At 42.3% G+C, this 12,577-nt stretch carries 16 protein-coding genes; all 16 read right to left on the bottom strand.

Going from position 1 to position 12,577, the window contains the following annotated elements:
* Positions 1-13 precede the first annotated feature (13 nt).
* Complete coding sequence (locus tag PU629_RS01795) at positions 14-769, bottom strand: YwmB family TATA-box binding protein (RefSeq protein WP_275282554.1); 756 nt, start codon at positions 767-769, stop codon at positions 14-16.
* Positions 770-857: 88 nt separating this feature from the next.
* Entirely contained in the window at positions 858-1,091 is a 234-nt protein-coding gene (locus tag PU629_RS01790; protein WP_275282553.1) for a DUF1146 domain-containing protein, read from the bottom strand.
* 141 nt (positions 1,092-1,232) lie between these two features.
* Entirely contained in the window at positions 1,233-1,637 is a 405-nt protein-coding gene (locus tag PU629_RS01785; RefSeq protein ID WP_275282552.1) for a F0F1 ATP synthase subunit epsilon, read from the bottom strand.
* A 48-nt stretch (positions 1,638-1,685) separates the two neighbouring features.
* Complete coding sequence (gene atpD, locus PU629_RS01780; protein WP_275282551.1) at positions 1,686-3,107, bottom strand: F0F1 ATP synthase subunit beta; 1,422 nt, start codon at positions 3,105-3,107, stop codon at positions 1,686-1,688.
* Between the two features lie 21 nt (positions 3,108-3,128).
* Positions 3,129-3,995 carry an ATP synthase F1 subunit gamma gene (gene atpG, locus PU629_RS01775; protein WP_275282550.1) on the bottom strand — a complete coding sequence of 289 codons (867 nt, stop codon included), beginning with the start codon at positions 3,993-3,995 and terminating at the stop codon, positions 3,129-3,131.
* Positions 3,996-4,116: 121 nt separating this feature from the next.
* Complete coding sequence (gene atpA / locus PU629_RS01770; protein WP_275282549.1) at positions 4,117-5,628, bottom strand: F0F1 ATP synthase subunit alpha; 1,512 nt, start codon at positions 5,626-5,628, stop codon at positions 4,117-4,119.
* Positions 5,629-5,641: 13 nt separating this feature from the next.
* Positions 5,642-6,181, bottom strand: coding sequence for a F0F1 ATP synthase subunit delta (locus PU629_RS01765; RefSeq protein ID WP_275282548.1), 540 nt, complete (start codon positions 6,179-6,181; stop codon positions 5,642-5,644).
* Complete coding sequence (atpF, locus tag PU629_RS01760) at positions 6,178-6,666, bottom strand: F0F1 ATP synthase subunit B (RefSeq protein ID WP_275282547.1); 489 nt, start codon at positions 6,664-6,666, stop codon at positions 6,178-6,180. The genes PU629_RS01765 and atpF overlap by 4 nt, the downstream gene beginning before the upstream one ends.
* 217 nt (positions 6,667-6,883) lie before the next feature.
* Positions 6,884-7,108: a F0F1 ATP synthase subunit C gene (atpE, locus tag PU629_RS01755; protein ID WP_275284334.1), complete on the bottom strand. Its 225-nt coding sequence runs from the start codon at positions 7,106-7,108 to the stop codon at positions 6,884-6,886.
* A 79-nt stretch (positions 7,109-7,187) separates the two neighbouring features.
* Positions 7,188-7,931 carry a F0F1 ATP synthase subunit A gene (gene atpB, locus PU629_RS01750; protein WP_275282546.1) on the bottom strand — a complete coding sequence of 248 codons (744 nt, stop codon included), beginning with the start codon at positions 7,929-7,931 and terminating at the stop codon, positions 7,188-7,190.
* The gene (locus PU629_RS01745; RefSeq protein ID WP_275282545.1) at positions 7,909-8,334 is read right to left on the bottom strand and encodes an ATP synthase subunit I; all 426 of its coding nucleotides are present in this window, start codon (positions 8,332-8,334) and stop codon (positions 7,909-7,911) included. Before PU629_RS01745 ends, atpB begins: the two co-directional genes overlap by 23 nt.
* On the bottom strand, positions 8,327-8,557 hold the full coding sequence (locus PU629_RS01740) for an AtpZ/AtpI family protein (protein WP_275282544.1): 231 nt from the start codon (positions 8,555-8,557) through the stop codon (positions 8,327-8,329). Before PU629_RS01740 ends, PU629_RS01745 begins: the two co-directional genes overlap by 8 nt.
* 402 nt (positions 8,558-8,959) lie before the next feature.
* Positions 8,960-9,589 (bottom strand): uracil phosphoribosyltransferase, encoded by a 630-nt coding sequence (gene upp, locus PU629_RS01735; RefSeq protein WP_275282543.1) that lies wholly within the window; start codon positions 9,587-9,589, stop codon positions 8,960-8,962.
* A 345-nt stretch (positions 9,590-9,934) separates the two neighbouring features.
* Positions 9,935-11,179: a serine hydroxymethyltransferase gene (glyA, locus tag PU629_RS01730; RefSeq protein ID WP_275282542.1), complete on the bottom strand. Its 1,245-nt coding sequence runs from the start codon at positions 11,177-11,179 to the stop codon at positions 9,935-9,937.
* A 44-nt stretch (positions 11,180-11,223) separates the two neighbouring features.
* On the bottom strand, positions 11,224-11,730 hold the full coding sequence (locus PU629_RS01725; protein ID WP_481900494.1) for a TIGR01440 family protein: 507 nt from the start codon (positions 11,728-11,730) through the stop codon (positions 11,224-11,226).
* Positions 11,731-11,828: 98 nt separating this feature from the next.
* Positions 11,829-12,458, bottom strand: coding sequence for a low molecular weight protein arginine phosphatase (locus PU629_RS01720; protein WP_275282540.1), 630 nt, complete (start codon positions 12,456-12,458; stop codon positions 11,829-11,831).
* Positions 12,459-12,577: the final 119 nt, after the last annotated feature.

Below are 12,577 nucleotides of genomic sequence, written 5' to 3'. Positions count from 1 at the left end.
CCAACCTATTTTATTAATATTCACTCGTAATTATAGGTGTTCCTAATGTCACGGTCGTTTTGTCATCTACCTTTCTTAAACCTAATTGAAGGTTAATGGAACGACCATTGGATTGAATCGTTTGTTCTTTCCATAATTCAGTATATGCGGATACCGAACTAAATGTTTTTTCATGATCAGATTCAATTTTGTGTGCCTTTAAAGTTTTCAATATGGCATTTGACTTTTTTGAAAGCACAATATTCATTTTATCACCGAAATCACCTGTCACACAAGCAAATATTTGTGTCTTCTCATCAAATATTTTTGTCACTTGTTGGTTTATCTCTATTGACAAGTGGTTCGTCCAATAAGAAGCGTTCCAGCCTGTTCCATTTATTTCATATATAAGATACGTTTGGTACGCGTTTTTTTGGGGGTAGGCGAGTAATGTAATGCTTTCAGTAAGAGCAGATGCCTTATCTTTCTTTGTTCCTAAAAATCGAACATCCATTTTTTCTTTCTTTACTTGCCAGTTATAGTTGTTAAACGCTTCCTTAAGTGTTCGTGCCTCACTTTGGACCTCTTGATACGTTTGGAGATCGGTGTTCTGTTGTCTGGCGTAGATCGACCAGTTCTTGACGTGGGCACCATTCACCTTTAACACATGTATAAGTTCCGGCAATTTACTTGTATCTTGCGTCTTACCTTTTGCCAAAGTTGGTGTAAGTGCACCAATAAACATAAAGCATAAAAAGCATAAAATTAGGGTCTTTGTTTGTTTCCCCATGTCTATCATCCTCTCCTTATTTACATTGTTTCCTTGAAGAGAAAGATCATACATGGAAAATCGCCCAAGACCCCATCTTGTCAGAATATTATTTATATATCTGTGGTAGTTGAACTGACCAACTTAAGTAATTAACAATAAACGTGGCGACTGGTTCACTGATGGCAATTGTGACAAGAATCATTAAAATCTTTGCCCGGATTCCTTTTGGCTGTCTAAGCCAGACATCCCATTTCACACACTGAACCGCCCACCAGGTTAAAACGAGAATGACTAAATGAATAAAAATGCTAAGGGCAGCCTGCACCCCAAATTCCATCATGATTAAGAGCCCCTTTCTTTTTGGAGACAGACCTCTACGGAGAGAATAAACAGTTTGAAGAGTTCTGTCCCCACACATTATGAGTGAATGCTTGTAAAGAACTGTCCCCATAAAAAAACAAGGGAGTTCATCCCTTGTTTTTTAATGTCTGCTCGCAATGTCTAAACGATTCTCAGCACGCTTGAGGTCATTTTGAACAGCTTTGTATTCTGGTGATTCTTCAGTTAGCTCAGATAAGCGGCGTTCGGCTTCTTCCTTAGCACGTTCTGCCCGTGAAACATCAATATCTTTCTTCAGCTCGGCTGACTCGGTAAGAATCGTAACTTGGTCACCGCGCACTTCAATAAAACCACCACTCACTGCGACGTATTGATCGGCATCAAAAGATTTTAGTTTTACAGCACTTATTTTTAAAGGTGCTACGACAGGCATGTGATTTGGCAGAATACCCATATCTCCGGCTACCGCGCGAACACTCACCATATGAACATCGCCTTCAAACACCTTACCGTTAGGAGTGACGATACTGGCTAAAATGGTATTCAACGCAAACCCTCCTTTAGGTTGGCAAAACAATGGTCAAAACGCGCTTAATTACGCGTTTTGCTCCATGTTCTTCGCATTTTCAATGACCTCTTCGATGCGGCCAACTAAGCGGAACGCATCTTCTGGAAGATCATCGTATTTTCCTTCGAGGATTTCCTTAAACCCTTTAACCGTTTCCTTAACTGGTACATAAGATCCAGGTTGACCTGTAAATTGCTCAGCAACGTGGAAGTTTTGGGATAAGAAGAATTGAATGCGACGAGCACGGTTAACAATAAGCTTGTCATCATCTGATAATTCGTCCATACCCAAGATTGCGATAATGTCTTGAAGTTCTTTATAACGTTGAAGCGTTTCTTGAACACGACGAGCTACACCATAATGCTCTTCTCCTACGATTTCAGGAGCTAATGCACGTGATGTTGACGCAAGAGGATCCACAGCTGGATAAATACCCATCTGAGTAAGGGCACGCTCAAGGTTCGTCGTTGCATCTAAGTGAGCAAAAGTCGTCGCTGGAGCTGGGTCCGTGTAGTCATCCGCTGGCACATAAACCGCTTGGATAGACGTAACTGATCCTTTTTTCGTTGACGTAATTCGCTCTTGCAGTCTACCCATTTCCGTAGCAAGTGTTGGCTGGTAACCAACCGCTGATGGCATACGGCCCAAAAGCGCGGAAACCTCTGAACCGGCTTGAGTAAAACGGAAGATATTATCGATGAAGAGAAGCACGTCTTGGCCTTGCTCATCACGGAAGTATTCAGCCATTGTCAAACCGGAAAGAGCTACACGCATACGTGCACCTGGAGGCTCGTTCATTTGACCAAATACCATAGCTGTTTTCTTGATAACACCAGAATCGCTCATTTCAAAGTAAAGGTCGTTTCCTTCACGAGTACGTTCACCAACACCAGCAAATACCGAAATACCACCGTGTTCTTGTGCAATGTTATGAATGAGCTCCTGGATTAAGACGGTTTTACCAACACCGGCACCACCGAAGAGACCGATTTTACCACCTTTTACGTATGGAGCAAGAAGGTCGATAACTTTAATGCCTGTTTCAAGGACCTCTGTTTTCGTTGTTAAGTCTTGATATTCTGGTGCTTCGCGGTGAATCGAATCACGACGAACATCGGCCGGAATATCCTCTTTAAGATCAATTGGTTCACCCAATACGTTAAAGACACGACCAAGTGTCGCTTCACCTACTGGGACAGAAATTGGAGCGCCTGTATCCATGACTTCCATACCACGAACGACCCCGTCCGTAGAAGCCATAGCAATAGTACGAACAGTATCATTGCCAAGGTGAAGGGCTACTTCTAAAGTCAAGTCAATATCGTGTTCACTGGCTTCTTGAGCTTTATGTTGAATTTTAATCGCGTTGTTTAGTTCAGGCAGTTGACCATGTTCAAAGCGAACATCGACAACAGGACCCATAACTTGAGTTACTTGACCCTTGTTCATTCTTTTCCCTCCTATCACTTTCTATTCAAGTGCTGCTGCGCCGCCTACAATTTCACTAATTTCCTGTGTAATGGCCGCTTGACGTGCACGGTTGTAAGACAAAGTGTATTTTTCGATTAATTCCGATGCATTATCGGTCGAATTCTTCATCGCTGTCATACGCGCTGCATGCTCAGCTGTTTTTGCATCCAAAATGGTCCCAAAAATTAAGCCTTCTGCATAGAGCGGTAATAGTGTCTCTAACACTTCATTAGCCGATGGCTCGTACTCATAACTCACTTTTTCAGCAGTCTGCCCTTCATTTACTTCTGTTAAAGGCAAGAGCAACATATGGGTTACTTTCTGAGAAATGGCACTTTCAAAATGGTTGTAGACCATGATTAATTCATCAATCACTTCATCAACGAATAATCCGACAGCCGTCTTAGCTATGTGTTTCACATTATCATAGCTTGGCTGTTCAGGGACGCCTGTGATTTCCGCTGCAATAGGCATATTGCGGCTTTGGAAATACTTGAGTCCTTTTTTACCAATAACGATAATGGTGTATTCATCTTTAGACTTATGATTCTTGTCAATCAGTGTTTGTGCCTGCTTCAATACGGCGTTGTTATAAGCGCCAGCGAGTCCACGGTCCGCTGTAATTACAAGATAACCCGTCTTTTTGACCGGACGAGATTTCAGCATAGGATGCTGAGCACTGCCTTGATTGCCGGCCGCAATATTTCCTACAACTTGACGCAGTTTTTCTGTATAAGACATATACGAAACAGCTTGTTGCTGTGAACGGTTAAAGTTGGCAGCCGACACCATCTCCATCGCTTTCGTAATCTGTCTTGTTTTCTTCGTCGAGTTAATTCGCGATTTTATATCACGCAAAGATGCCACTCTTCTTCACCACCTTTAAGACAGAGGATCGCAAGGAATCCAATGAGAAAAATCAATTTGGTCATGCACTTAATGACATTAACCATGACTTTTGCTCATCGGACTTCCAACGAGTGTGCCTCTATTGATTAGATACCGCGAACGTTTTCTTAAATGCTTCAATAGCTGATTTAAAGGCATCTGCATCTGGCAATTGCTTTGTCTCACGAATACCAGAAAGGATATCATTACCATTTTGCTCAAGGTAAGCTAAGAAGCCTTTTTCGAAACGTTGAATATCTTCAACTGGAATATCATCTAAATAACCGTTTGTAAGGGCAAAAATAATTGCCACTTGTTTTTCAACGGGATATGGCTTATGCAAGTCTTGTTTCATGACTTCAATCGTGCGCTGTCCACGGTTAAGCTTGGCTTGAGTCGCGCGGTCCAAATCAGAACCAAACTGCGCAAAAGCTTCTAATTCACGGAAAGAGGAAAGGTCCGTACGAAGACGTCCTGCCACTTTACTCATGGCTTTAATTTGTGCAGCCCCACCAACACGGGATACGGAAGAACCCGCATCAACTGCAGGACGTACACCAGAATAGAATAGACGGGATTCTAAGAAAATTTGTCCGTCTGTAATGGAAATAACGTTAGTTGGGATATAAGCAGAAATATCTCCAGCTTGTGTTTCAATGATTGGAAGAGCGGTCATTGAACCGCCGCCTTTTTCGTCACTGAGCTTTGCAGCGCGCTCCAAAAGACGCGAGTGAAGATAGAAAACATCCCCTGGATAAGCTTCACGACCTGGAGGACGACGAAGCAAGAGGGAAAGTTCACGATAGGCAACCGCTTGTTTAGAAAGATCATCATAAATGATCAAGACATGTTTGCCGTTATACATGAATTCCTCACCCATTGTTACCCCTGCATACGGAGCAAGGTAAAGAAGAGGAGCTGGGTCAGATGCACCTGCAGACACAACAATCGTGTTCTCAAGAGCCCCATGTTCACGCAAGGTTTCAACAACCCCTGCAACAGTGGATTCTTTTTGGCCGATGGCTACATAAATGCTAATAACCCCTTCAGCCTTTTGGTTGATAATAGTGTCAATCGCAATGGCTGTTTTACCTGTTTGACGGTCACCGATGATCAATTCACGCTGTCCGCGACCGATTGGAATCATGGAGTCAATTGCTTTAATCCCTGTTTGAAGAGGCTCATGTACGGATTTACGATCCATAACACCAGGTGCCTTTCCTTCAATCGGACGTGTTTGGGTTGTGTTAATAGGACCACGGCCGTCAATAGGTTGTCCGAGCGGGTTCACTACGCGTCCTAAAAGTTCTTCACCGACAGGTACTTCCATAATGCGTCCTGTTCGTTTTACTTCGTCGCCTTCATGAATATCAAGATAAGGTCCAAGAATAACAACACCGACGTTGCTTTCCTCTAGGTTCTGCGCAAGACCCATGACGCCATTGGCGAATTCAACGAGCTCACCTGCCATGACATTATCTAGACCATGAATACGAGCAATACCGTCACCTACTTCGGTAACCGTCCCTACGTCGCTGACTTGAATCGTGGCATCGTAGTTCTCAATTTGCTTTTTTATCAAAGCACTAATTTCTTCAGCTTTAATGCTCATGTCACGTTCACCCCTATCTGCTTGCTTTCATTTCCTGATGAAAACGCGTTAACTTACCCGCTAATGTTCCATCGTAAACCCGGTTTCCAATTCGTACAAGGACACCGCCAATGACGCCCGCATCGACCTTTGAATGGATCCGAAGCTGTTTATTCAATACATTTCCAAATGACTTGGAAAGTTTATCTTCGTCTTCTTGAGACAAAGGCTCTGCTGTCGTCACATACATATCGACAATCCCTCTCGCCTCATTAGCAATGGCTGTGTAGCTTTCAGAAAGATCATTCAAAAGGCTTTCACGCCCGCGATCAACGAGAACTTTGAGAAGATTAAGAACTTCAGCATTCACTTCATCTTTGAAAATTTGTTCGAGAACCGCTTTCTTATCCTCACCCTTGATGCGAGGATGATTCAGCATCGTATTAAGGTCCTTACTTTCCTTTACCGTCTGCTGAATAACCTGCAGCTGCTCTTCTACTGCATCAACTGTGCTGCGTTCTTTCGCAACATCAAATAAAGCTTGTGCATAGCGCTTTGCGATCACTTCGCTCATAGGCTTTCGCCCACCTGTTTGACAAAGTCGTCAATCGCCTTTTCATGAGCTTTGCGATCCACTTCTTTTTCAAGAACTTTAGATGCAAGCAACAAGGAAAGGTGTGCCACTTCATCGCGAAGCGTTGCTACTGCTTTCACACGTTCTGTCTCAATTTCATCTTTTGCTTCATTTATTAAGCGTTCAGCACGATCTTTGGCAACATTAATAATTTCAGTTGCTTGTGCTTCTGCACGTTTTTTCTCAGCTTCAATAATTTGACTCGATTCTTCGCGCGTTCTCTTCAATTCAGCGCGTTGCTGTTCAAGAAGCTCTTGAGCTTGTTTTTGGCTTTCTTCAGCACTCTTTAATTGCTCATCGATATAGTCTTGACGTTTCTTCATCATGCCAAGAACTGGTCGAGCCGCAAGCTTTGATACAAGAACCATTAGAATCAAGAACACAACTAACTGAAAGATTATGTTTCCTAAGTGGAATTCCAGCACGCCTCAGTCACTCCCTTCAGAGGTGGTCAACTCTTTATTTATTAGAAAAACTCAGCTTATCGCCAAACCCTTAATGTTGGAAGCCTTAGTTTTTCTTATACTATCATCCTTAAATCGCGAACAGCGAGATTTAAACTTTCTGATAGTAGAACAGAAGGCGGGAATGCGCCCGCCGCCATAAGGTATCTTTCGACTTGATTTTTTTCTATAAAACTAATTAGCCGCCGATGACGCCGAATAGCACTAATAGACCAAACGCAATCGAAATGATTGGAAGTGCCTCAACAAGACCAAGAGCGATCATCGCTTGTCCAAATAAAGTACCACGTGCTTCTGGTTGACGTGCAATTCCTTCAAGATAACGACTGAATAAAATACCGTTTCCTAAACCGGCTGCAAGAGCGCCGAATGCGATCATAATACCGCCTGCGATTACTGTCATAGACATATTAATTGTCCTCCTATATCGATCCAAATTAATTTTTAGTTATGATGTTAACTTCTTTAGTACAAGCCCAATCCTAATGATCACTTGCTATTTTCTGAGAAATATAAACCATAGCGAGAACTGTGAAAATATAGGCTTGAATAGCTCCAACGAATAGTGAAAAACCAATCCATGCCATTAATGGAATTCCCGTTAAATAGAAAGTTCCTTCTCGCAATATAATGATTAATACTTCACCTGCAAAAATGTTTGCCCACAGCCGTGCTGCATGGGTCGTTGGCTTTGCAATTTCATCAATGATGTGCAAAGGTAACATCCAAGCATATGGCTCAAAGTAATGCCGAAAATATCCTCTTGGACTCTTAAGCAATCCTGCAAAATGCGCATAAATCGTAATCGCAAAAGCCATTGCCACTGTTACGTTAATATCAGAGGTTGGTGATTTAAACCAGCTGATTTCATCGTTGGTCTTTAATAGATCAGCCGTAATTCCGAGAGATGGCATCGGATGATGTACAGCCCCTGTTACCATCACAATAACTCCTAATTCATTTGCAATAAAAATAAATAGGAACGTTGTGAAAGCAAAGCCAAGATAACGTTCGGCCCGCTTGGCATCGAGCATCATGTTCGTGATCCCTTGAACAAATTCAACGAGCATTTCAACAAAGTTCTGTGCTCCTCTTGGACGCATCTCTCTGCGGCGTGTTGCAACTAATACAATGAGCAACACTAGAATAGCTGTTATGAGCGTTCCAATCATGACGGTCACATCAAATGTAAGACCCAGGAACTTAATTTTCGGAGTCAGTTCCAAGAACATCCCTCCCTTCTCGTGATGATGGTTCTTTACCTTTTTTAATTGTGACACCTGTTGCAATCAGTAAGAGAATATAGCATAGCGGCAAACCTAGAACATACGAGCGATAATCCAACCATTCCGGGAATTTATAAACGAGAATGGCACCGAAAACGACCATTAGAATTCGATTAAGAAATCCTAATCCCGCTCTTCTATGGGATCCCGCTATAATTAACTGACTGATAAGCTTTATGCGTCTGCCTAGGTAAAGTACATTGTAGAGGCTGATCAAACCTCCGAGGATAAAACCGGCGACAAAGGACTTGGCAGGGGTTAAATACCAAAGAAGAATTGAGACTAAAAAAATGAAGCTTGTGAGGATAAGGACGAGACGCCGTGACGATGTATATTCATTCATGTGACTCATCCTTTATAAATGCTTTTAGTGTAAAAAGTGCACTCAAAATGCCTACAATCATTCCACCAAATATTCCTATTACAAGAAAAACCGGTGAGGTCTTCAGCACGTGATCTAGGTATTTTCCAAGATAAACACCGCCAATTATAAAGGCCGTGATTTCAACACCGAGTGTTCCGATCAACCCCATAGTTCGATAAGGATTTTCCGGATCAAATTTCACCTGAACCACCCTTTTCGTCCTAAAGTAATTGATGCTTTCTTAGAGCCTAGCACGCTTCATTTTGCCCTTTGTTTCTACTAATTATTGAAACCACCAGAAACCATTCTGATAAATTCAATATTAGTGCAGCCCCATAACTTGTTCATACATGTCCAACAAGTACTGAAACAAAGAGAAAATGACCCATAGGAAATCCAGTCGTAGAGCATTTGCAAAAAATGAAAGCCCTCTTATTGTCCTTGCCCCATGACATCTTATCAATCTGATTATTGGTTGTCAATGAAAAAACCATACATGAGTATTCGTTTTCAACCTCTTTAATTGTAATGGAATTCAACTTTTGTTCCTACAATGAAATTTGGCAGTTTCTTGAACGTTTCTTACGTTAAATACCAACTTCCATCATTTGGTTCCAAACAAGCGGTCTCCTGCATCCCCAAGGCCCGGTACTATGTATCCTTTTTCATTAAGACGCTCATCCAATGCTGCCAGATAAATGTCCACATCCGGATGATCTTCTTGAATTTGTTTAACCCCTTCAGGCGCTGCAATCAAACACATTAATTTAATGTTGACAGCCCCTTTTTCTTTCAGCATCGTTAATGCCGCTGAAGCTGATCCGCCCGTTGCAAGCATTGGATCCACGACAATCAGTTCACGCTCATTAATGTCGGATGGCATTTTTGAATAATATTCAACTGGCTGAAGGGTTTCTGGGTCCCTATACAGTCCAATATGACCGACTTTGGCATGAGGGATCAGATTTAATATACCATCCACCATTCCGAGGCCAGCACGAAGAATCGGAATAACCCCTAGCTTTTTACCCGATAGCTGATAGGCTTTTGCCTCTGCAACAGGTGTTTGAATCGTAATAGCTTCCAGCGGCAAATCCCTTGAAATCTCAAACGCCATCAAAGTCGCTACCTCATCTACAAGTTCGCGAAACACTTTTGTACCGGTCCGATGATCTCTAATATGTGTCAGCTTATGCTGAATCAGGGGATGATCTAAAACCTTTACTTGTCCCATCTTTCTCCTCCACTCTTGTCTAAAAGTCCTATTGAGACGCCATTTTAAAATGGCATTTTTTTCTAGGATTCCTCAAAACGAGGTATATTAAACTCATATTGAAATAACGCCTCTCGACAAATTTTACAAAAAAAAGACACGGAGTTCAATGTTTCTTTGTTTTATTTGCACATTGTTCAAATTTAAAGAAGACTCTTGTCATTTTCCTTGTATTAAAGCAAAAAAATCAGCCTATTAACCCAATTCAAACTTATTTACAGACAAGACAAAAAAGAGGAACACCGTTACCGCAAACGAACATAAAGGGCAACGAGGTTCCTCTATATTGAGTCTATTAGTAGCTTATTAACCTAAGTTAGGATATAAAGTAAAGCGATTAGTCAGTTTTTGAACCTCTTCGGTTGCTTTCTTAAGGATGCTCTCGTCCTCATGATTCTTGAGCACCTTAGCAATAATCCCTGCAACTAATTTCATCTCTTCTTCCTTAAAACCGCGTGTGGTAACAGCCGCCGTTCCCATCCGAATGCCGCTGGTTGTAAACGGACTTTCTGGATCATAAGGAATTGTATTTTTATTTGTTGTAATTCCAACATAATCCAATGCTTTTTCTGCCACCTTACCTGTCAGCTGAATGTTGCGGAGGTCGACAAGTACAAGATGATTATCCGTTCCGCCTGAAACAAGTGTCAGCCCTTCTTCTTTTAACGCTTCAGCAAATGCCTGGGCATTCGATACAATCTGGGCAGAATAACTTTTAAAGGAATCTTGCAAGGCTTCGCCAAACGCCACTGCTTTAGCAGCGATGATATGCATAAGCGGACCGCCTTGTATACCAGGGAAGACCGCCTTGTCAATCTTCTTAGCAAACTCCTCTTTACAAAGGATCATTCCGCCTCGGGGACCGCGCAGTGTCTTATGAGTGGTCGTTGTGACAAAATCACAATAAGGAACAGGGTTCGGGTGATGACCGGTTGCAACAAGTCCAGCAATGTGAGCCATATCCACCATGAGGTAGGCGCCCACCTCATCAGCGATTTCTCTAAACTTCGCAAAATCAATCGTTCTAGGATAGGCACTGGCACCCGCAACAATCAGTTTCGGTTTATGCTCAATCGCTTTTTGTCGGACATCCTCATAGTTGATTAGATGGCTCTCTTCATCAACACCATATTCGACAAAATTATATTGAACACCGCTAAAATTAACCGGACTGCCATGTGTGAGGTGACCGCCGTGAGAAAGATTCATTCCAAGCACGGTATCCCCATGCTCAAGGATCGTAAAATAAACAGCCATGTTAGCCTGTGCCCCAGAATGCGGCTGCACGTTCACATGATCTGCACCAAACAATTGCTTAGCACGATCTCTGGCCAGGTCTTCTACTAGATCAACATACTCACAGCCCCCATAATAGCGGCGCTGCGGATAGCCTTCAGCATACTTATTAGTCAAAATAGACCCCGCTGCTTCTAGAACAGCTGGACTTACAAAATTTTCTGAAGCTATTAGTTCAATATTATTTCTTTGTCTGCCCAGCTCTTTTTGAATAGCCGCATATACTGCTTCATCTTGTGATTGTAAAAAAGTCATCCGTTCTTCCTCCCTAACCTAGCCCTTTTATTTTTTAGTGGTCATCAAAAGTGATTAACCGTTTCCCGAGATGGGTAAACCGCTCGTTCCCCGCCAATCAGCTTCGGCCGCGTTCGAGCAATCGTGACATGAGCATGTCCAATTTCTTTAACCTCACAGCGAACAGGAACCACAACAGGTTTTAGGTGCATGCCTATAAAGGTATCCCCAATATCAATCCCGCAATCCCCTTTAATTGCCTCTACGACTACGGGATGATCCAGTTTTTGATAGGCATAGGCAGCCATCGCCCCGCCTGCTGACCTGACAGGAACGACTGTAACCTGTTCCAGGCGATTCTCTTTTGCCGTCTCTTTCTCAACCACGATCGCTCTATTCAGATGTTCGCAGCATTGAAAGGCGAGTTGAACACCTGTTTGACTCTGGAATCTTTTTAAGGCACCAAAAATAGCACTTGCTACTTCAACGGTCCCTGCCGAACCAATGTGCTGTCCAATCACTTCACTTGTACTTGCTCCAACGATTAAAATATGTTCATGTGATAAAGGCATGGCGTCATTTAATGCGTTTAATACAGTCTCCAACTGGCGACCGATATCTTGAAGGTCTTCCACCACGCAACGACTTCCTTTCTTAGGTGATCCTTGTTTTAGCCTTGTTCTTCTTCTTTTTCCATCCATTGCCTAATTAGATATTCTAATTCACGAGAAACAGTTTGATATTCCTCCAGATCCCCGCCAAAAGGATCTTTAATATCATAATTAGGAATCTCTTCTTCCAATGTTTTAACACGCTCTTCTGCTTTTAGCAAGCGTTCAACCGCTTCTTTTTTGGCATCATCTAATCCTGTTGTTTCTTTGGCATATTGGTCAACAATGAGCCGTGCTTCCTCTCGCTCTGAGACCGCTTCTTGCCAGCTCTTCCAAAATCGATTTTGTTCAAGCTGGTCGTAGACATATTCCTTTAAAGTATAGGTTTTGTCAATAGCTTCTGGATAATCCATAATTAGTGACTGTTTATGATTTTGTGTCATGGTTAAGATAAGCGTTGCCCAATCCACAAGCTCCCCAGTGAGAGGCTGTGAATGGTGTTCACCCATCGGTATTCCTAATTTCTCCAAAGCCTTCACTGCCAGTGGATTAGCACCCTGGCCTTTGTTAGCAAATAGCCCTGCTGACTTTGCCTCTGCTCTATCTTTACCATGATGGTTTAAAATCGTTTCAGCCATAGGGCTTCGACAGGTATTCCCTGTGCAAACAAATAAAATTCGTTCTTTCATCATTCATACCTCCGATCCTGCCCTATCGTTGTCCTCATTTCAAAAATAATTTATCCAATTAAACACTTACTTATTGTATCATTAAGGCGTCTGATTTCACTAAAATTTTTTTGAGCTTA

This window comes from Pullulanibacillus sp. KACC 23026, from assembly GCF_029094525.1.
In the GTDB taxonomy this organism is placed as follows: domain Bacteria; phylum Bacillota; class Bacilli; order Bacillales; family Sporolactobacillaceae; genus KACC-23026.
This window is presented reverse-complemented; position numbering and strand designations above follow the sequence as displayed.